This window comes from Enterobacter sp. WPR_3_1 (assembly GCF_003635055.1).
Lineage (GTDB): Bacteria > Pseudomonadota > Gammaproteobacteria > Enterobacterales > Enterobacteriaceae > Enterobacter > Enterobacter ludwigii.
On the sequence record NZ_RBXU01000004.1, the window covers coordinates 1 to 20,908 of the forward strand.

At 55.6% G+C, this 20,908-nt stretch carries 18 protein-coding genes, 2 pseudogenes and 1 riboswitch; of the genes and pseudogenes, 13 read left to right on the forward strand and 7 right to left on the reverse strand.

Going from position 1 to position 20,908, the window contains the following annotated elements; all coding sequences use genetic code 11:
* The first annotated feature begins 334 nt into the window (after positions 1-334).
* Together purH and purD are read left to right on the forward strand one after the other, a co-directional pair.
* On the forward strand, positions 335-1,924 hold the full coding sequence (gene purH, locus BJ887_RS01395) for a bifunctional phosphoribosylaminoimidazolecarboxamide formyltransferase/IMP cyclohydrolase (RefSeq protein ID WP_121339103.1): 1,590 nt from the start codon (positions 335-337) through the stop codon (positions 1,922-1,924).
* Positions 1,925-1,939: 15 nt separating this feature from the next.
* Positions 1,940-3,232 (forward strand): phosphoribosylamine--glycine ligase, encoded by a 1,293-nt coding sequence (gene purD / locus BJ887_RS01400; protein WP_020882989.1) that lies wholly within the window; start codon positions 1,940-1,942, stop codon positions 3,230-3,232.
* Positions 3,233-3,275: 43 nt separating this feature from the next.
* On the opposite strand, the gene BJ887_RS01405 is transcribed toward purD, so the two are convergent.
* The 5 genes from BJ887_RS01405 to hemE form a co-directional block, all read right to left on the reverse strand.
* Positions 3,276-3,968 carry a DUF1481 domain-containing protein gene (locus BJ887_RS01405; protein ID WP_020882988.1) on the reverse strand — a complete coding sequence of 231 codons (693 nt, stop codon included), beginning with the start codon at positions 3,966-3,968 and terminating at the stop codon, positions 3,276-3,278.
* An 11-nt stretch (positions 3,969-3,979) separates the two neighbouring features.
* Positions 3,980-4,252 (reverse strand): nucleoid-associated protein HU-alpha, encoded by a 273-nt coding sequence (gene hupA / locus BJ887_RS01410; RefSeq protein ID WP_002445246.1) that lies wholly within the window; start codon positions 4,250-4,252, stop codon positions 3,980-3,982.
* 186 nt (positions 4,253-4,438) lie between these two features.
* Positions 4,439-5,029, reverse strand: coding sequence for a YjaG family protein (locus tag BJ887_RS01415; RefSeq protein ID WP_014168169.1), 591 nt, complete (start codon positions 5,027-5,029; stop codon positions 4,439-4,441).
* A gap of 44 nt (positions 5,030-5,073) precedes the next feature.
* The gene (gene nfi, locus BJ887_RS01420; protein WP_025206412.1) at positions 5,074-5,742 is read right to left on the reverse strand and encodes a deoxyribonuclease V; all 669 of its coding nucleotides are present in this window, start codon (positions 5,740-5,742) and stop codon (positions 5,074-5,076) included.
* A 9-nt stretch (positions 5,743-5,751) separates the two neighbouring features.
* A complete protein-coding gene (gene hemE, locus BJ887_RS01425) occupies positions 5,752-6,816 on the reverse strand; it encodes a uroporphyrinogen decarboxylase (protein WP_020882986.1) in 1,065 nt (354 codons plus the stop codon).
* A gap of 1 nt (position 6,817) precedes the next feature.
* On the opposite strand from hemE, the pseudogene BJ887_RS23265 reads away from it, so the two are divergent.
* Positions 6,818-6,907 (forward strand): annotated as a pseudogene (locus BJ887_RS23265) (hypothetical protein); the annotation flags it as partial.
* Here BJ887_RS23265 and nudC read toward each other — a convergent pair.
* Positions 6,876-7,628: pseudogene (nudC, locus tag BJ887_RS01430) on the reverse strand (NAD(+) diphosphatase); the annotation flags it as partial. The pseudogenes BJ887_RS23265 and nudC overlap by 32 nt on opposite strands.
* 95 nt (positions 7,629-7,723) lie before the next feature.
* Here nudC and BJ887_RS01435 point away from each other — a divergent pair.
* From BJ887_RS01435 to BJ887_RS01480, 10 genes are all read left to right on the forward strand, one after another.
* Complete coding sequence (locus tag BJ887_RS01435; protein WP_014168165.1) at positions 7,724-8,221, forward strand: Rsd/AlgQ family anti-sigma factor; 498 nt, start codon at positions 7,724-7,726, stop codon at positions 8,219-8,221.
* A gap of 98 nt (positions 8,222-8,319) precedes the next feature.
* Positions 8,320-8,429: riboswitch (TPP riboswitch) on the forward strand.
* Between the two features lie 78 nt (positions 8,430-8,507).
* Positions 8,508-10,403: a phosphomethylpyrimidine synthase ThiC gene (gene thiC, locus BJ887_RS01440; protein ID WP_025206413.1), complete on the forward strand. Its 1,896-nt coding sequence runs from the start codon at positions 8,508-8,510 to the stop codon at positions 10,401-10,403.
* A complete protein-coding gene (gene thiE / locus BJ887_RS01445) occupies positions 10,403-11,038 on the forward strand; it encodes a thiamine phosphate synthase (protein WP_121339105.1) in 636 nt (211 codons plus the stop codon). Before thiC ends, thiE begins: the two co-directional genes overlap by 1 nt.
* Positions 11,031-11,786: a HesA/MoeB/ThiF family protein gene (locus BJ887_RS01450; RefSeq protein ID WP_040018434.1), complete on the forward strand. Its 756-nt coding sequence runs from the start codon at positions 11,031-11,033 to the stop codon at positions 11,784-11,786. Before thiE ends, BJ887_RS01450 begins: the two co-directional genes overlap by 8 nt.
* Entirely contained in the window at positions 11,770-11,970 is a 201-nt protein-coding gene (thiS, locus tag BJ887_RS01455; RefSeq protein WP_014168161.1) for a sulfur carrier protein ThiS, read from the forward strand. Before BJ887_RS01450 ends, thiS begins: the two co-directional genes overlap by 17 nt.
* A gap of 1 nt (position 11,971) precedes the next feature.
* Positions 11,972-12,742, forward strand: a complete 771-nt coding sequence (gene thiG / locus BJ887_RS01460) for a thiazole synthase (protein ID WP_014168160.1) — start codon at positions 11,972-11,974, stop codon at positions 12,740-12,742.
* Entirely contained in the window at positions 12,739-13,872 is a 1,134-nt protein-coding gene (thiH, locus tag BJ887_RS01465; RefSeq protein WP_014168159.1) for a 2-iminoacetate synthase ThiH, read from the forward strand. Before thiG ends, thiH begins: the two co-directional genes overlap by 4 nt.
* A 329-nt stretch (positions 13,873-14,201) precedes the next feature.
* The gene (locus BJ887_RS01470) at positions 14,202-15,743 is read left to right on the forward strand and encodes a sensor domain-containing diguanylate cyclase (protein ID WP_063215724.1); all 1,542 of its coding nucleotides are present in this window, start codon (positions 14,202-14,204) and stop codon (positions 15,741-15,743) included.
* A 180-nt stretch (positions 15,744-15,923) separates the two neighbouring features.
* On the forward strand, positions 15,924-16,229 hold the full coding sequence (locus BJ887_RS01475; RefSeq protein WP_014068453.1) for a PTS sugar transporter subunit IIB: 306 nt from the start codon (positions 15,924-15,926) through the stop codon (positions 16,227-16,229).
* A 3-nt stretch (positions 16,230-16,232) separates the two neighbouring features.
* A complete protein-coding gene (locus BJ887_RS01480) occupies positions 16,233-16,550 on the forward strand; it encodes a PTS lactose/cellobiose transporter subunit IIA (protein ID WP_014168157.1) in 318 nt (105 codons plus the stop codon).
* A 59-nt stretch (positions 16,551-16,609) separates the two neighbouring features.
* Here the strand turns inward: BJ887_RS01480 and rpoC are convergent, their stop codons facing one another.
* On the reverse strand, positions 16,610-20,833 hold the full coding sequence (rpoC, locus tag BJ887_RS01485) for a DNA-directed RNA polymerase subunit beta' (protein ID WP_014168156.1): 4,224 nt from the start codon (positions 20,831-20,833) through the stop codon (positions 16,610-16,612).
* Positions 20,834-20,908 lie beyond the last annotated feature (75 nt).

Sequence of the window (20,908 nt, forward strand, 5' to 3'; positions counted from 1 at the left end):
TTTTTCTCTTCAACCGACCGGGTTAACTGTGAAGTGATTCACATCCGCCGTGTCGATGGAGGCGCATTATAGGGAGTTCTCTGCAGGCCGCAACCGCTAAATGACAGAAAAATGACTGACTGCTGCATTCCCCAGCAAAACCCCGCCTTATACCCTTTTACGCACAGACTTATCCACAGAGATACGAAAAAGTGAAAATTCGCGAGCGTTGCGCAAACGTTTTCGTTAAAATGCTCGCGCTTAACAAGGATGCCTCGTCAGGTGTGTTAGATGAGTTTTTCGCTGGAAAATTCATCTAACGCTCTCTGTAATCGTGAAATCCAGGGGATTTACCATGCAACAACGTCGTCCAGTCCGCCGCGCTCTGCTCAGTGTTTCTGATAAAGCCGGTATCGTCGAATTCGCTCAGGCACTTTCTGCACGCGGTGTGGAGCTGCTTTCTACAGGGGGTACCGCTCGCCTGTTAGCAGAGAAAGGTCTGCCGGTAACCGAAGTGTCCGATTACACCGGTTTTCCGGAAATGATGGATGGACGCGTCAAGACCCTGCACCCGAAGGTCCACGGCGGTATTCTTGGCCGTCGCGGCCAGGACGACGGCATTATGGAAAAGCATGATATCGCGCCAATCGACATGGTCGTCGTTAACCTCTACCCGTTCGCGCAGACCGTTGCCCGCGAAGGCTGCTCTCTGGAAGACGCCGTCGAAAACATTGATATCGGCGGCCCAACCATGGTGCGCTCAGCGGCTAAGAACCATAAAGATGTTGCCATCGTGGTGAAGAGCAGCGACTACAACACCATTATTAATGAGATGGATGCCAACGAAGGGTCGCTGACGCTGGAGACGCGTTTCGACCTCGCCATCAAAGCATTCGAGCACACCGCCGCGTACGACAGCATGATCGCCAACTACTTCGGTAGCCTGGTGCCTGCTTATCATGGCGAAAGCACTGAACCTTCCGGCCGCTTCCCGCGTACGCTGAACCTGAACTTCATTAAGAAGCAGGATATGCGTTACGGAGAGAACAGCCACCAGCAGGCTGCCTTCTATATAGAAGAAGAGGTAAAAGAAGCCTCTGTTGCGACCGCACAGCAGGTTCAGGGCAAGGCACTCTCCTATAACAACATAGCTGACACCGATGCAGCGCTCGAGTGCGTGAAAGCGTTCAGTGAACCCGCCTGCGTAATCGTGAAGCACGCGAACCCATGTGGCGTAGCGGTAAGCGCCTCCATTCTTGACGCCTATGATCGCGCGTATAAAACCGACCCTACCTCCGCATTCGGCGGCATTATCGCCTTCAACCGCGAGCTGGACGCTGACACAGCACAGGCCATCATCTCCCGTCAGTTTGTCGAAGTGATCATCGCTCCTTCTGCATCCGACGAAGCCCTGAAAATCACCGCGGCAAAACAGAACGTGCGCGTACTGGTGTGCGGCCAGTGGGCTGAGCGCGTACCGGGTCTGGACTTCAAACGCGTGAACGGCGGTCTGCTGGTTCAGGATCGCGATCTGGGCATGGTCACCGCGGGCGATCTGCGCGTCGTGACGAAACGCCAGCCTACCGAGCAGGAACTGCGTGACGCGCTGTTCTGCTGGAAGGTTGCGAAGTTCGTGAAATCCAACGCGATTGTCTATGCAAAAGAGAACATGACCATCGGAATAGGCGCAGGCCAGATGAGCCGCGTTTACTCCGCGAAAATTGCCGGTATCAAAGCGGCCGATGAAGGTCTGGAAGTGAAAGGCTCGGCAATGGCCTCTGACGCCTTCTTCCCGTTCCGTGACGGTATCGACGCTGCTGCGGCAGTGGGCATTACCTGTGTTATCCAGCCTGGCGGCTCAATCCGTGACGGCGAAGTCATTGCCGCTGCTGACGAACACGGCATTGCGATGATCTTCACCGACATGCGTCACTTCCGCCATTAATCCACGGAGCAGAAAATGAAAGTATTAGTCATTGGTAATGGCGGGCGCGAGCACGCTCTGGCGTGGAAAGCGGCCCAGTCGCCGCAGGTAAAAACCGTCTTTGTGGCACCGGGTAATGCCGGTACTGCGCTGGAACCCACGTTACAGAACGTCGCTATCGGCGTGACCGATATCCCGGCCCTGTTGAGCTTTGCTCAGCAGGAGAAAATCGATCTGACCATCGTGGGTCCGGAAGCGCCGCTGGTGATTGGCGTCGTTGACGCCTTCCGGGCTGCTGGCCTGCAAATCTTCGGCCCAACGGAAGGGGCTGCACAGCTGGAAGGTTCGAAAGCCTTCACCAAAGATTTCCTCGCACGTCATAACATCCCGACGGCGGAATATCAGAATTTCACCGAAGTAGAGCCAGCCCTGGCTTACTTACGTGAAAAAGGTGCGCCTATCGTTATCAAAGCCGACGGTCTGGCCGCCGGTAAAGGCGTTATCGTGGCGATGACGCTCGAGGAAGCCGAAGCCGCGGTTCAGGATATGCTGGCAGGCAACGCCTTTGGCGACGCGGGCCATCGCATCGTGATTGAAGAGTTCCTTGACGGTGAAGAGGCGAGCTTTATCGTGATGGTCGACGGCGAGCATGTTCTGCCAATGGCCACCAGCCAGGATCATAAACGCGTTGGCAATGCAGATACCGGGCCGAACACCGGCGGTATGGGCGCTTACTCCCCTGCCCCTGTGGTCACTGACGAAGTGCATCAGCGCACCATGGACCGCATCATCTGGCCAACCGTCAAAGGCATGGCTGCCGAAGGTAATACTTACACCGGTTTCCTCTATGCAGGCCTGATGATCGACAAGCAGGGCAATCCGAAGGTGATTGAGTTCAACTGCCGCTTCGGCGATCCGGAAACGCAGCCAATCATGCTGCGCATGAAATCTGACCTGGTGGAACTGTGTCTTGCCGCCTGTGAAGGTAAGCTGGATGAGAAAACGTCTGAGTGGGATGAACGTGCTTCTCTGGGCGTGGTGATTGCTGCGGGGGGTTATCCGGGTAATTACAATACCGGTGATGAGATTCACGGTTTACCGCTGGAAGAAGTGGAAGGCGCGAAGGTATTCCACGCCGGCACGAAGCTGTCTGACGACGATCGCGTGCTGACCAATGGCGGCCGTGTACTGTGCGCGACCGCGCTGGGTCACACCGTTGCAGAAGCACAGAAGCGTGCCTATGCGCTGATGGCAGATATTCACTGGAACGGTAGCTTTAGCCGCCAGGATATCGGTTATCGCGCAATTGCGCGTGAGCAGGGCGAGTAATTCTTCCGCCAGCCCCTCTCCCGTCAGGGAGAGGGGACGTCACTCAAAAACTCTTTTCTGTCGGCTGCCAGGTGCAGAAGTCTTCGTTCGCGACCAGCAGCAGTTGAGAACCTTCCGGCGCTTCCAGCCACGCCACACTCACTTCCATGGATGAATGCCGCTGACGGCGCTCAATATGTTCGGTTGCCCAGGCTTCAAGCTCAGGCTTAACGGTTTGCCCTTCGCAGGTTGTTACCGTGCCATCGGCATGCCAGCGCCCCTGGCGCAGCACAACGCGTCCCTGACGCAGCGCATCGCTGGTCTGGCGGATTTGTTCGGCACGATAACGATAGAGTGCGACTTGATCGCTGGAAAGCTGCTGTTTTTGACCGCTGACTTCCCGCTGCATAAAGCTCAGCTCGCCATGGTCATCAAAACGCACTTTCACATGTTCGGGGGTCTTGCTGTAGACATTCAGTTCTATCAGCGACAGGTCATCGCCCTGCCAGCGATACTCCGCGGTCGACGTATTGCCGTTATGCCACGGACTGAAAGCAGAAAGCAGATGCACTTCGCCGCCAGAATCTTTGCGCCAGATCCTCACCGCACCCTGGTTATCAGCGTAGCCGCTGGCGGTAAACGGTGGCAGAGAGGTGTCGTGGCTACAGGCGGACAGAAACATCACGCCCGCCAGCGCGAAAAGACCGCGCCAGACAGACAAAAGGGGCGTTGCCGCCCCTTCGTTAAAACTGTTCACTGCCACGCGTCTTACTTAACAGCGTCTTTCAGTGCTTTACCAGAAACAAATGCCGGCACGTTAGCTGCGGCGATTTTGATTTCTTTACCGGTCTGCGGGTTGCGGCCAGTACGCTCAGCGCGGTGGTTCACTTTGAAGGTACCGAAACCAACCAGTTGTACAGCATCACCTTCTTTCAGAGACTCAGTAATAGCAGCCAGGGTAGATTCCAGAGCAGCTTTAGCCTGCACTTTAGACAGATCAGCCTTGTCCGCAATTACATCAATCAGTTGAGTCTTGTTCATAAGTTATCCTTTCAATGTGTTTATCGCTTGCTAAGCATCGAGTGCGACGAAAATGCCAAAAAAGCACTCTCCTGCATACACGCACCGATAGCCACTTTTTTTCGCCCCCCAAATGTAGACCAGACAAGGGGCGAAAGGGAAGAGTCGAGGAGCGACAAAACGAGCGTTATATCAAGTTTTGTTGTCTCATTGGTTAAAAATTATACCAATATTGCTCTCACCAGCCTCACGTAAGTCCGCACGGAGCCCTTTTATCAGCTCAATATCGCGTTCTTCACACTCTGCCAGCAGGCGGAAAATCTCCCACTGGATATCCCATTCCTGCTCAACAGCGGGGTTCACTCGCAGCTCTTCGTCGGTCATTTCCCGACCTTCCTGGGTCATTTCCAGCATTGCGACGGTCGTAATGGATGCCTTGCTGACTTCGATAGCATGCTCCAGCGTTTCACCGCTCAGACGGGAATGAATCAGCTCGCTTAATGCCACGCAGGCATCAATGGCCGGATAGACACCATACAGGTCGTAGTCATCCGCCGCCGGGATCGCCTCTTCAAGCTTTTCAAGCTGAGAGTCGAAATTCACCTTAGCGTCTTTGACCGTCAGCGTCTCCCAGATTAAATCCAGGATGCGGCGATAAATCTGCCCTTCACCAAAGCCCGTCTGCTTGCAGAACGCGGCATAGTTGGGATACATGCGCTCGCACAGGCAAGCCATAAAAGTCACGTGCTGCCAGCTTTCCAGCTTCTCAAGGCGCAGATGAATCGGGTTTTGTAGCATGATGAGGTCTCGAATCGAAAATTAGCCGCAGTTTACCTGAATCATCACTGAATTTCTTGCCAACGCGTAAAAGCCGGACGCCCTGACGCTACCGCATCAGCCCAGCGGGTGGGCTCCGGTAAGCGATACCCTTTCATGCAGCGCTGCACCCACGCCAGCGCACTGTCCGTGCTCACCCGATGCCCGGTGGCGATAAACAGGGGGTTACAACGCGCTTTACTGCGCCAGACCCACGCCAGTTGCTCACCCTTATCGATGAGAGGTGCCAGCGCGCCTGGCTCGGCGGAGAGCGGCTCAAACGCACCGCACAGACGTTTTTTAGCCACACCGATGGTGGGGACATCCACCAGCAGCCCAAAATGGCTGGCGACGCCTAAGCGGCGCGGATGAGAGATACCATGGCCGTCGACAAACAGCAGGTCGGGTTTTTGCGAGAGTTGCTCCCACGCTGCCAGCAGCGCGGGATATTCACGGAATGAGAGAAAGCCAGGAATGTACGGCATGGTGGTGGCGATACGCGCCACCTTGTACTCCACCAGTTCCAGCGAGGGATACTTCAGCAGCACCATTGCCGCCCGCGTCACTTCACCTCCCTGCTCAAACCCCACATCTGCTCCGCCAATGTACTGCGGCGGGTCTGTGTCCAGACGATCCTCACGGATCACGGATGAGGCCAGTTCTATCTGTTGAGCGCGTAATGACGCGAGATCCATAACCACTCCTTACTGATGATAATGTGCAGAAAGTCGGTGCACCGCCTCCACAAACGCGCCAGCGTGTTCTGGCGGTACATCCTGATGAATACCGTGCCCGAGGTTGAACACGTGTCCTTCGCCCTGGCCGAAACCAGCAAGAATGGAGGCCACCTCTTCCTCAATACGGGCAGGCTGAGCATAGAGCATAGACGGGTCCATGTTGCCCTGCAGCGCCACTTTGTCACCCACACGACGGCGCGCATCGGCAATATCGGTTGTCCAGTCGAGACCCAGCGCGTCACAGCCGGTTGCGGCCATGGCTTCCAGCCACTGCCCGCCGCCTTTGGTGAACAGCGTCACCGGCACCCGGCGACCTTCGTTTTCACGCAGCAGGCCATCGACGATTTTATGCATGTAATACAGCGAGAACTGCTGGTAATCGCGCCCGGTCAGCACGCCGCCCCAGGTATCGAAAATCATCACCGACTGCGCGCCTGCTTTAATCTGCGCGTTAAGATAGAGTGTGACGCTCTTCGCCAGCTTGTCGAGCAGCGTATGCAGCGCCTGTGGCTCCGCGTACATCATCTTTTTAATGACGGTAAAGGCTTTGCTGCTGCCACCTTCCACCATATAGGTCGCCAGCGTCCACGGGCTGCCTGAGAAGCCAATCAGCGGCACTTCGCCTTTCAGTTCACGGCGAATTGTGCGCACGGCGTTCATCACGTACCCCAGCTCCTGCTCAGGATCCGGTACCGGCAGCTTATCAACGTCGGCTTTGCTTTTGATCGGGGAGGTGAAACGCGGACCTTCACCGGTTTCGAAATAGAGCCCAAGGCCCATGGCATCCGGAATGGTCAGAATGTCCGAAAAGAGAATAGCGGCATCCAGCGGGTAGCGGCGCAGCGGCTGGAGCGTCACTTCGCAGGCCAGCTCGGCATTTTTGCACAGCGACATAAAATCACCCGCCTGCGCACGCGTGGCTTTGTACTCTGGCAGATAGCGCCCCGCCTGGCGCATCATCCACACCGGGGTGACATCAACGGGCTGGCGCAGCAGCGCACGCAGATAACGATCGTTCTTCAGTTCGGTCATTTTGCAGTTCCTTATTGCGTCAGTCCGTGAGTGTAACACTACTCATACTCGGCCCGACACATTGCCACGGTATCTTCTATCAGCCGACGGGCTACCGTTCCCGGCGGGGGTAACAGTGGCAAATCGTCATAACGGTACCAGTTCGCGTCCAGCAGCTCTTTCTGGTCGATAACAATCTCACCGCTATCGTATTCGGCCATAAACGCCGTCATCAGCGACTGCGGGAACGGCCACGGCTGAGACGTTACGTAACGCAGGTTCTTCACCCGGATCCCGCTCTCTTCCATCACTTCACGCGCCACCGCCTGCTCCAGCGTTTCGCCCACTTCAACGAACCCGGCAAGAACAGTATGAATGCCGTTGCGATGGCGGGTATGTTGCGCCAGCAGGATGGAATCGTCACGCCGGATAGCGACGATAATGCACGGTGCAATCTGCGGATAATAGCGTTCACGGCAGTGGCTGCAGAGCATGGCCCACTCGGTTTTACTCGGGTGCATGGTATGCCCGCAGTAGCCGCAGTATTTATGCGATCGGTAAAACTCGGCCAGCTGCACGCCACGGCCTGCCAGCTGGAACAGGCCCACATCAAGATCCAGCACCTGACGAACGGATCCCATGTCCTGGCGGCGAGGCTGCTGGATCAACCACACCGGCTCCCCTTGCCACTCGCCGATCTTCAGTGCAGGCTGACCAACGAGATCGAAACGATCGGCAGTGCCATGGGGTATTTCCCCACCGGGCAGCCATAATTTTTGTTCGTGACTGACAATCCACCAACCCAGATCTGATTTTTCAATAATACGATCCATATCTATTGCACTACCTTCGCTTCACTGACATGTTGTTAGCATTGTGGTTACATTTTGGATAAGCAGAATCAATTCTAAACCTTGCGGAGTCGAACATGTTAAACCAGCTAGAAAGCCTGACTGAGCGCGTTAGAGGAAGTAACAAACTGGTGGATCGCTGGCTACATGTGCGCAAGCATCTACTCGTGGCTTATTACAATCTGGTCGGTATTAAGCCTGGCAAAGAATCGTTTATGCGGCTGAATGAAAAAGCGCTGGATGATTTTTGTCAGAGCCTGGTCGACTACCTGTCCGACGGCCATTTCAATATTTATGAACGCATTATCCGCGAAATGGAAGGCACTAGCCCGTATTTAACGGCATCCAAACTCTACCCGCTGCTGGAAGCCAATACCCAGCAGATCATGAATTACTACGATTCCACACTCGAGAACGCCATCGATCACGACAACTACCTTGAGTTTCAACAGGCGCTGTCCGATCTCGGCGAAGCGCTGGAAGAGCGATTCTCGCTGGAGGATAAGCTGATCGCCCTCGTACTGGATAACGATTCTAAGGCCAGCAACGAAGATAACATCGCGCGGCCTGCTTGAGTTCTTAATCGTTAACGAGTAGTTTACAAACATTCGCCCCTCTCAGGAGGGGGTATTACACGAAATCATTCATGCGATAGCGTGAACGATGGCGTGTAAATTTCTTGTCGGAGTGCCCAGTGTGAAAGCACGGGCTGAGACCGTTAATTCGGGATCCGCGGAACCTGATCAGGCTAATACCTGCGAAGGGAACAAGAGTAAAACTGCTGTAGTATCGCCCCCGGGCGATCTCCTCTTGCTTCATCCGTCGTCTGACAAGCCATGTCCTTCACTTTTGGAATGAGCTATGTCTACTACTAAACTGACCCGCCGCGAACAGCGCGCACAAGCCCAACACTTCATCGACACCCTGGAAGGCACCGCTTTCCCGAACTCTAAGCGTATTTACATCACCGGCTCTCAGGCGGATATCCGCGTTCCGATGCGCGAAATCCAGCTTAGCCCGACGCTTCTTGGCGGCAGCAAAGAGAACCCGCAGTATGAAGACAACGAAGCCGTGCCAGTCTACGACACGTCTGGCCCGTACGGTGATCCTGATGTGGCCATTAACGTGCAGCAGGGTCTGGCAAAACTGCGCCAGCGCTGGATTGACGCGCGTAACGACTGCGAAGAACTGACGGTTCGCAGCTCTGCCTACACCAAAGAGCGTCTGGCCGACGACGGCCTGGATGAACTGCGCTTCGCGGGCCTGCTGACGCCGAAACGTGCGAAAGCGGGCAAATGCGTTACCCAGCTGCACTATGCGCGTCAGGGGATCGTCACCCCGGAGATGGAGTTTATCGCCATCCGTGAAAACATGGGCCGTGAGCGCATCCGTAGCGAAGTGCTGCGCCACCAGCATCCGGGCGAAGGTTTCGGTGCCCGCCTGCCGGAAAACATCACCCCGGAGTTTGTGCGCGATGAAGTGGCCGCTGGCCGCGCGATTATCCCCGCCAACATCAATCACCCGGAATCCGAACCGATGATTATCGGCCGCAACTTCCTGGTGAAGGTCAACGCCAATATCGGTAACTCCGCGGTCACCTCCTCCATCGAAGAAGAGGTCGAGAAGCTGGTCTGGTCAACGCGCTGGGGCGCGGACACGGTAATGGATCTCTCCACCGGGCGTTATATCCACGAAACCCGCGAGTGGATCCTGCGTAACAGCCCGGTGCCTATCGGAACGGTGCCGGTCTATCAGGCGCTGGAGAAAGTGAACGGTATCGCTGAAAACCTTACCTGGGAAGCGTTCCGCGACACGCTGCTGGAGCAGGCTGAACAGGGTGTAGACTACTTCACCATCCACGCGGGGGTGCTGCTGCGCTACGTGCCGATGACCGCGAAGCGTCTGACCGGCATTGTCTCGCGCGGGGGCTCAATCATGGCGAAGTGGTGTCTGTCTCATCATCAGGAAAACTTCCTCTACGAACACTTCCGCGAGATCTGCGAAATCTGTGCCGCTTACGACGTCTCGCTGTCGCTGGGCGACGGCCTGCGCCCTGGTTCCATTCGTGATGCCAACGACGAAGCGCAGTTTGCCGAACTGCACACGCTGGGCGAGCTGACCAAAATCGCCTGGGAGTATGACGTGCAGGTGATGATTGAAGGCCCGGGCCATGTCCCCATGCAGATGATCCGCCGCAATATGACGGAAGAACTGGAGCACTGCCATGAAGCGCCATTCTATACCCTGGGGCCGTTGACCACCGATATTGCCCCGGGTTACGACCACTTCACCTCCGGAATTGGTGCGGCGATGATCGGCTGGTTCGGTTGCGCCATGCTCTGCTATGTGACGCCAAAAGAGCACCTCGGTCTGCCCAACAAAGAGGACGTGAAGCAGGGGCTTATCACCTACAAAATTGCCGCCCACGCTGCGGACCTGGCGAAAGGCCATCCGGGCGCGCAAATTCGCGATAACGCGATGTCGAAGGCCCGCTTTGAATTCCGCTGGGAAGATCAGTTTAACCTCGCGCTCGACCCGTTTACCGCCCGCGCCTATCACGACGAAACCCTGCCGCAGGAGTCCGGCAAAGTGGCCCATTTCTGCTCCATGTGTGGGCCAAAATTCTGCTCGATGAAGATCAGCCAGGAGGTGCGTGACTACGCCGCCGCGCAAACCATTGAAGTGGGCATGGCGGATATGTCAGAAACCTTCCGCGCGAAAGGCGGCGAAATCTACCTCAAAAAAGAGGAGGCGTAATGTACCAGCCCGATTTCCCACCCGTGCCCTTTCGTTTGGGGCTCTATCCGGTGGTGGACAGCGTGGAGTGGATTGCCCGCCTGCTGGAGGCAGGTGTACGCACGCTACAGCTGCGCATCAAAGATAAACGCGATGAGGAGGTGAAAAACGATGTCGCCGCCGCCATCGCGCTGGGGCGTCGGTATAACGCCCGCCTGTTTATCAACGACTACTGGCGACTGGCGATAAAGCACCAGGCCTACGGCGTGCATCTGGGTCAGGAGGACCTGGAGACCACAGACCTGAATGCCATCCGGGAAGCCGGTTTGCGCCTGGGTGTCTCGACCCATGACGATATGGAGATTGACGTGGCACTGGCGGCACGCCCTTCGTACATTGCGCTTGGACACGTCTTCCCGACGCAAACTAAACAGATGCCCTCCGCGCCACAAGGGCTGGCACAGCTGGCGGCTCACGTGAAGCGTCTTGCGCAGTACCCGACCGTGGCCATCGGCGGGATTAGCCTTGAACGCGCTCCGGCCGTGCTGGATACCGGTGTCGGCAGTATCGCCGTCGTCAGTGCCATCACCCAGGCCGCAGACTGGCAGGCCGCCACCCGGAAGCTCTTACAACTGGCAGGAGCAGGCAATGAATGATCGTGACTTTATGCGCTATAGCCGCCAGATCCTGCTGGAGGATATCGCCATCGACGGGCAGCAAAAGCTGCTCGCCAGCCGGGTTTTGATTGTCGGGCTGGGCGGATTAGGCGCGCCTGCCGCGCTCTATCTGGCCGGAGCAGGCGTGGGCACGCTGGTACTGGCCGATGATGACGAGGTGCATCTTAGCAACCTGCAGCGTCAAATCCTCTTTACCACCGAGGATATCAACCAGCCCAAAGTACACATTACCCGCCAGCGTCTGAACCAGCTGAACCCGGATATTGAGCTCATTGCGTGTCAGGAGCGGCTCAGCGGCGACAATCTGCTCCGAGAAGTCGCCCTGGCCGACGTGGTGCTGGACTGCACCGACAATATGGCAACCCGCCAGGCGATCAACGCCGCCTGTGTCGCAAAAAATACGCCGCTTATCACCGCCAGCGCGGTGGGGTTCGGCGGGCAGATGATGGTCCTGACACCGCCGTGGGCGCAGGGCTGCTATCGCTGTCTGTGGCCAGACGATGCTGAGCCAGAGCGTAACTGTCGCACCGCGGGCATTCTTGGCCCGGTTGTGGGGGTGATGGGTACCCTGCAGGCGCTCGAGGCCATCAAGCTGCTCAGCGGAATGGAGACCGAGCGCAACACGTTGCGGTTATTTGATGCCCGCTCCAGCGGCTGGCGTCATCTGGCGTTACACCGTGCCAGCCACTGCCCGGTATGCGGAGGCGGCAATGCGCATTCTCTTTAACGATGAGCCGATGAAATGCGAGGACGGGCTCACCGTTGCCGTGCTGCTCGATAAGCTTCGCCAGCTCAAGCCGGGAACGGCGCTGGCGCTCAATCAACAGATCCTGCCGCGCGAGCAGTGGGAACATCAGCAGGTCAGTGAAGGCGACCAGATCCTGCTGTTTCAGGTTATCGCAGGGGGCTGAGATGTTACGTATTGCCGATAAAGTCTTTGATTCACATCTGTTTACCGGAACCGGGAAATTCGCATCTCCCCAGCTGATGGTCGATGCCATCCGTGAAAGCGGCAGCCAGCTGGTCACGCTGGCGTTAAAGCGCGTGGATCTGCGCCATCACAGTGATGCCATTCTGGCGCCTTTACTGGAAGCTGGCGTCACGCTACTGCCAAATACTTCCGGCGCGAAAACGGCCGAAGAGGCCATTTTCGCCGCTCAACTGGCGCGTGAAGCGCTCGGCACACGCTGGCTGAAGCTGGAAATTCACCCGGATGCTCGCTGGCTGTTGCCCGACCCGATCGAGACGCTGAAAGCGGCGGAAAAGTTGGTACAACAAGGGTTCATCGTTCTGCCTTACTGCGGTGCCGATCCGGTACTCTGCAAACGTCTGGAAGATGTTGGCTGCGCCGCCGTTATGCCGCTGGGCGCGCCTATTGGCTCCAACCAGGGACTGGAAACCCGGGCAATGCTGGAGATCATCATTGAGCAGGCCACCGTGCCGGTGGTGGTGGATGCGGGTATTGGCGTACCAAGCCATGCCGCGCAGGCGCTGGAGATGGGGGCGGACGCGGTGCTGGTGAACACGGCCATCGCGGTTGCCGACGATCCGGTCATGATGGCGCGCGCGTTTCGCATGGCGGTGGAGGCTGGCCTGCTGGCACGGCAATCAGGCCCTGGCTCACGCAGTTTTCAGGCGCAGGCCACCAGCCCGCTGACCGGTTTTCTGGAGGCAATCTCATGACCACCTTTACCGACCGCTGGCGGCAGCTTAACTGGGACGACATTGCCCTGCGCATCAACAGCAAAACGCCGGTCGACGTCGAGCGCGCATTGAATGCGCGCCATCTGACCCGCGACGATTTAATGGCCCTGCTCTCCCCTGCGGCCAGCGCTTATCTGGAGCCGATGGCCCAGCGCGCCCAGCGTCTCACCCGACAGCGCTTTGGCAACACGGTGAGCTTTTACGTCCCGCTCTATCTCTCAAACCTGTGCGCCAATGACTGTACCTACTGCGGCTTCTCCATGAGCAACCGCATTAAGCGTAAGACGCTTGATGAGGAAGAGATCGCGCGCGAGTGTGCGGCGATCCGGGAAATGGGCTTCGAGCATCTCCTGCTGGTCACCGGTGAGCACCAGGGCAAAGTCGGAATGGACTATTTCCGCCAGCACCTTCCTGCCATTCGTCGTCAGTTCGCCTCGTTGCAGATGGAAGTGCAGCCTCTGTCGCAGGATGAGTATGCGGAGCTCAAAACGCTCGGACTGGATGGAGTGATGGTCTATCAGGAAACGTACCACGAAGCGACCTACGCCCGGCATCACCTGAAGGGCAAGAAACAGGACTTCTTCTTCCGCCTTGAAACGCCGGACAGGCTCGGACGTGCCGGGATCGACAAAATTGGCCTTGGTGCGCTGATTGGGCTTTCCGATAGCTGGCGCGTGGATTGCTATATGGTGGCGGAACATCTGTTGTGGCTTCAGCAGCACTACTGGCAGAGCCGCTACTCCATCTCCTTCCCCCGGCTGCGCCCGTGTGCTGGCGGGATTGAACCGGCCTCACTCATGGACGAGCGCCAGCTGGTACAAACGATCTGCGCGTTTCGCCTGCTTGCCCCGGAGGTTGAATTATCGCTCTCAACACGTGAATCACCGGCGTTCCGCGACCGCGTGATCCCGCTTGCGATAAACAACGTGAGCGCATTTTCCAAAACACAGCCGGGCGGTTACGCCGATGATCACCCTGAACTGGAGCAGTTTGCCCCGCATGATGGACGACGTCCGGAAGCGGTCGCCGCGGCCCTGAGCGCGCAGGGGCTGCAACCGGTCTGGAAAGACTGGGACAGCTGGCTGGGAAGAGCCTCGCAATTACGCTGAAACATACTGCAACTCCGCAGAAATAAAACGAGGCGCCACGGAGAGTCACAACCGGATGATTGTCAGCTATCGTCCGGTTTTTTATTGTCATGTGGTCAGCAACGGACGCTGACCAGGGCGAAAAGCTTCTTCCTCGTTTCGCCCTGCCTCTGACTTATCGTGCACACTGAATTTCTGCTTTTATGAGTAATTTCTTAGCCATTCTTAAGATAAATCATCTCGTCTGAAATCGTGTTCCGTATAATTCACAGCTAACCGCAGGACTGCGACTATGCTGAGAGGATATCGGCAGACGAAAAGCATTCACCCTCAGGAATGATGTACAACTCATGGCACTTCACAGCAAAAAACTCTCTTTTACCCGGCCAATAATGGCCAGCTTCGCGGGGATACTGTGCAGTTTCGCACTGATCGCTGTCGTGGTTACGCTTTCGCAACGAAAGGATTTTCTTGAGGATTATCATAAAATTAATGGTAATTTCACGCATAATCTGGCGGTTAACTATACCGAATCAATGTTGCGTGAAAACGACTATATTCTTGGTCGTTCTGCGATGTACTTTTCCCGCAACGAAATACTGAATGAGACGCTGAACGTCAACCCGACGCAAGGGTTGCAGATGTTGATGCATTTGCAAAACCTGATGCCGACCGTGTCATCCATCTCGCTGGCCGACACGGAAGGGCATTATTTGCACGTTCCAGAAGCGCCTCCCACGGAAAAGAGTAAAAACGTCGATCCGCGGACGCGCCCGTGGTTTGTCGCCCACGCGGAAGCCAGTATTTTCAGCCATTATACCCACCCTTATATGGACTACTTTACCGGGCATCCAACGGTCACGCTTTATAAGCCATTGATTTCAACAGAAGGCAGACTCAAGGGAACCCTCGCCTTTCATCTTGATTTGGCGTCGATGGGTTATACCCTTCGACAGATGGTGGCCCCTGTACAAGGGGAATTCTTCGTCGTCGAGCGCGACGGAACCGTGGTGCTTCATCCTGACACGGGCGCGCTGTTCAAAAAATACGTGAGCGAAGCGCTGATGGACAAAATGACCAGCGGCGAGGGTCATTTATACGACCGGAAAAGTAAAACCTGGTATTACTACTACTCCTTCACTAACCCGGATTGGTTTGTCATCTACCGGGTCTCTGGCGCGACCCTGACGGATATTACCCGCCACGAAACCACTATCGTTGGCTGGGGATTTGCACTGGCGGCGATTATTATCATTCTCTTCGGTTTGTACCTTCGCCATGCCTCGCGTACCGTGCTGATGCATATTATCAACGCCATCAAAACTGGCGACGTCAGCCAGGCACCGCGTCTGGAAGCGATGCTGAGTCATACCATCCAGTCGAATAAAGAGCGTGAGATGGCATATGTCCGCCAGGCAACCCACGATGCGCTAACAGGCTGCAAAAACCGCCGCGCGTTCGATACCGATGTGGAAGAGTTAATGGCGGCTCAACAGCCTTTCGCACTGGCGCTGGTGGACATCGATAACTTCAAATCAATCAACGATACCTGGGGCCACCTTAGCGGCGATATTGTCCTGCGTAACGTGGCGCGTGAAGGGATCCAGATCATGCAACCGCACCACATCTCGGTGTACCGGTACGGTGGAGAAGAGTTTGCGGTGGTCTTCCAGGCTGCGCAAATTGCTGATGCAATCTCGTTGCTGGAAGCGTGGCGTACCACCATTGAAAAACGCGTCTGGCGGGAAGAAAACCTGCAGGTCACGTTCAGTGCAGGCCTGGGGGAATGGCATTTCGAACCGCTGGAGCAATTTGTAGGGAGCGTGGATAACGCACTTTACAGCGCAAAACAACAGGGTAAAAACCGCATCCTTCAGACCTCCATCCGTTAATTTCTTCCCTCCCACGCTGTCCGTTTCGACGGGCAGCGTGCGCTTTCATGCAAAATTGTAACCGGTTTCAGAAAATCACCCATTTCTTTGTGATGCCTGACACACAATCGCGGTAAAGCGGTTGTTGAAGCGGTCTGCACGGGATAATTATCAATAAACACATGTAGATCGAGGCTGATTATGAAGAACATCGTTTTATGCTGTGCAGCGGGAATGTCAACCAGCATGCTGGTTCAACGTATGAAAGACGCCGCGCAGAAAAAAGGGGTTGAAGTCACCATTAAGGCCGTTCCGGTTGCGGAGTTTAAAGATAATATCGCGACGGCTGACATCGTATTGCTGGGGCCACAGGTTAAATACGAGCAGGCTAAACTTCAGGCGCAGGCCGATCCGCTGGGTAAAAAGGTCGCGGTGATCGACATGATGGATTACGGCATGATGAAAGGTGATGTCGTCCTGGAAAAAGCGCTTAAATTACTGGAGTGACCCGTGGAAGATTTAGAAACAACGATCATGGAACTGCTGGTCAACGCGGGAGCAGCGCGCAGTGCTGCCCTTACGGCGTTGCAGATGGCCCGTAAAGGCGACTTTGACGAAGCCGAAAAGGCGATGGAAGAGTCGCGTGAATACGTGAAACATGCCCACACCATCCAGACGCAGCTGATTGGTCTTGATGAAGGGACCGGAAAGCTGCCGGTTAACCTGATCACCGTCCACTCTCAGGATCACCTGATGAACGCGATGGTCATTCAGGACCTGGCGGGCGATATGATTGAGCTGTATCGTCGGCTACCGCTGATAAACTGAAAAATATGCAGACATAAAAAAACCCGCCGAAGCGGGTTTTTTATTTGCTGAATCAACGATTACTCGTTGTCAGAACCACCCAGACCTGCGTTCAGCAGCTCTGCCAGGCTCGCGGATGCATCTTCAGCAGTTACCTGCGGTGCAGCTGGCAGTTCGCCTGCAGCACGACGACGCATACGATCCTGATGGTACGCATAACCGGTACCAGCCGGGATCAGACGACCCACGATAACGTTCTCTTTCAGACCGCGCAGTTCATCACGCTTACCTGCTACAGCGGCTTCGGTCAGGACACGCGTGGTCTCCTGGAACGATGCTGCAGAGATGAAGGACTCGGTTGCCAGAGACGCTTTGGTGATACCCAGCAGATCGCGCGAGAAGGTCGCAGCGATTTTGCCGTTCGCTTCCAGATCGCGGTTAGCGATCTTGACGCGTGAGTATTCAACCTGCTCGCCTTCGAGGAACTCAGAGCTGCCCGCGCTATCGATGGTTGCTTTACGCAGCATCTGACGAACGATAACTTCAATGTGTTTATCGTTAATCTTAACGCCCTGCAGACGGTATACGTCCTGTACTTCGTTAACGATGTAACGAGTAACAGCATGCACACCACGCAGACGCAGGATGTCGTGCGGCGCTTCTGGACCGTCGGAAACCACATCACCACGTTCTACACGTTCACCTTCGAACACGTTGAGCTGACGCCACTTAGGAATCATCTCTTCGTACGGCTCGCTGCCATCTACTGGGGTGATAACCAGACGGCGTTTACCTTTGGTCTCTTTACCGAAGGAGATGATACCGCTGATTTCAGCCAGGATTGCAGGCTCTTTCGGACGACGTGCTTCGAACAGATCCGCAACGCGTGGCAGACCACCGGTGATGTCCTTGGTACCGCCGGATTCCTGAGGAATACGCGCCAGGGTGTCACCAGAACTGATCTGTACGCCATCTTCCAGCTGTACAATCGCTTTACCCGGCAGGAAGTACTGCGCAGGCATATCGGTACCAGGGATCAGAACGTCGTTACCCTGAGCATCAACGATTTTCAGTGCAGGACGCAGATCTTTACCACCGGCAGTACGCTCAGCAGAGTCCAGAACGACCAGAGAAGACAGACCGGTCAGCTCGTCGGTCTGACGAGTAATGGTCTGGCCGTCGATCATGTCAGTGAAGCGGATGAAACCACTTACTTCGGTGATAACCGGCATGGTGTGTGGATCCCAGTTTGCAACGGTTTCACCGCCGGCAACCTGCTCGCCATCACCTTTCGCCATAACAGCACCGTAAGGCACTTTATAGCTCTCTTTGGTACGACCGAATTCGTCGATCAGCTTCAGCTCGGTGTTACGAGAGGTCACAACCAGCTTGCCTGCGGAGTTAACAACAGACTTCGCGTTGCTGAGCTTGATGCTACCTTTGTTTTTCACCTGGATGCTGGATTCAGCAGCCGCACGAGATGCCGCACCACCGATGTGGAACGTACGCATCGTCAGCTGTGTACCCGGTTCACCGATGGACTGTGCCGCGATAACACCGATTGCTTCACCTTTGTTGATGATGTGGCCACGCGCCAGGTCACGACCATAGCAGTGCGCACATACACCGAAATCGGTGTCACAAGATACAACGGAACGAACTTTCACAGAGTCAACAGAGTTCGCTTCCAGCAGGTCACACCACTGTTCGTGCAGCAGCGTGTTGCGTGGAACCAGAATGTCTGCGGTACCCGGCTTCAGAATGTCTTCCGCGGTTACACGACCCAGTACGCGATCGCGCAGCGGCTCTTTAACATCACCACCCTCGATAACCGGGGTCATGGTGATACCTTCGAGGGTGCCACAATCGTCTTCGGTCACAACCAGATCCTGCGCAACGTCAACCAGACGACGCGTCAGATAACCGGAGTTCGCTGTTTTCAGTGCGGTATCCGCCAGACCTTTACGCGCACCGTGAGTAGAGATGAAGTACTGGAGTACGTTCAGACCTTCACGGAAGTTCGCGGTGATTGGCGTTTCGATGATGGAGCCATCTGGCTTCGCCATCAGACCACGCATACCTGCCAGCTGACGAATCTGTGCTGCAGAACCACGCGCACCGGAGTCGGCCATCATGTAAATGCTGTTGAAGGAAACCTGCTGCTCTTCTACGCCGTCACGGTTAATCACGGTTTCGGTTTGCAGGTTATCCATCATCGCTTTGGATACACGATCGTTCGCCGCAGCCCAGATATCGATAACTTTGTTATAGCGTTCGCCCGCGGTAACCAGACCAGACTGGAACTGCTCCTGGATCTCAGCAACTTCGGCTTCCGCTTCAGAGATGATCTCGTGTTTCTTCTCTGGGATAACCATGTCATCGATACCAACAGATGCACCTGAACGCGCTGCATATGCAAAGCCGGTGTACATTGTCTGGTCAGCGAAGATAACCGTCGGCTTCAGACCCAGAATGCGGTAACAGGTGTTCAGCATTTTGGAGATCGCTTTCTTACCCAGCGCCTGGTTGACGATGGAGAAAGGCAGACCTTTCGGTACGATCATCCACAGAATGGCACGGCCAACGGTCGTGTCTTTCAGGCTGGTTTTCGCAACGAATTCGCCGTTAGCATCTTTTTCATATTCAGTGATACGCACTTTGACACGCGCATGCAGAGAGGCCAGGCCAGCGCGATAGATACGCTCAGCTTCTTTAGGGCCAGTCAGCACCATGCCTTCGCCTTTGGCGTTAACACAGTCACGGGTCATGTAGTACAGACCCAATACAACGTCCTGAGAAGGAACGATGATTGGTTCACCGTTCGCTGGAGACAGGATGTTGTTAGTAGACATCATCAGCGCACGCGCTTCGAGCTGGGCTTCCAGCGTCAGCGGTACGTGAACAGCCATCTGGTCACCATCGAAGTCGGCGTTATATGCCGCACAAACCAGCGGGTGCAGCTGGATAGCTTTACCTTCGATCAGTACCGGTTCAAATGCCTGGATACCCAGACGGTGCAGTGTTGGTGCACGGTTCAGCAGTACCGGGTGTTCGCGGATAACTTCGTCCAGGATATCCCAAACGACAGCTTCTTCACGCTCAACCATTTTCTTAGCGGCTTTGATGGTGGTGGCCAGGCCACGCAGTTCCAGCTTGCCGTAGATGAACGGTTTGAACAGCTCCAGTGCCATTTTCTTCGGCAGACCGCACTGATGCAGACGCAGGTATGGACCTACGGTGATAACAGAACGACCGGAGTAGTCAACACGCTTACCGAGCAGGTTCTGACGGAAACGACCCTGTTTACCTTTGATCATATCGGCCAAAGATTTCAGAGGACGTTTGTTAGAACCGGTGATCGCGCGACCGCGACGACCGTTATCCAGCAGGGCATCTACCGCTTCCTGCAGCATACGTTTTTCGTTACGTACGATGATGTCCGGCGCAGCCAGATCCAGCAGACGTTTCAGACGGTTGTTACGGTTGATAACGCGACGATACAGATCGTTCAGATCCGACGTTGCGAAACGACCACCATCCAGCGGAACCAGCGGACGCAGATCTGGCGGCAGCACCGGCAGAACGGTCAGGATCATCCACTCTGGTTTGTTACCAGACTGAACGAACGCTTCCAGCAGTTTGATACGCTTGGTCAGCTTTTTACGCTTGGTTTCGGAGTTGGTTTCGTTCAGCTCTTCACGCAGCTGCTCGCACTCTTGCTCCAGGTCCATGCTCTTCAGCAGGGCCTGAATAGCTTCCGCACCCATCTTCGCGTCGAATTCGTCACCGAACTCTTCCAGCGCGTCCAGATACTGTTCTTCGGTCAGAATCTGGTGGCGTTCCAGGTTCGTCATACCGCCTTCGATAACGACATAAGATTCGAAGTACAGAACACGTTCGATATCGCGCAGCGGCATATCCAGCAGCAGGCCGATACGGGACGGCAGAGATTTCAGGAACCAGATGTGCGCAGTTGGAGATGCCAGTTCGATGTGGCCCATGCGCTCACGGCGCACTTTGGTCTGGGTCACTTCAACGCCGCACTTCTCACAGATCACACCACGGTGTTTCAGGCGCTTGTACTTACCGCACAGGCACTCGTAGTCTTTTACTGGCCCGAAAATTCGCGCACAGAAAAGGCCGTCACGCTCAGGCTTGAACGTACGGTAGTTGATGGTTTCCGGCTTTTTAACTTCACCGAAAGACCATGAACGGATCATGTCTGGCGAAGCCAGAGCAATTTTGATCGCATCAAACTCTTCGGTTTTAGTCTGCGCTTTCAGAAACTTTAATAAATCTTTCACGGATTTGCTCCCGTCGGAGTTAGCACAATCTGGTGTCGGGGGTTAGCCCGACACCAGTGACCTGTTTGAGCGAGA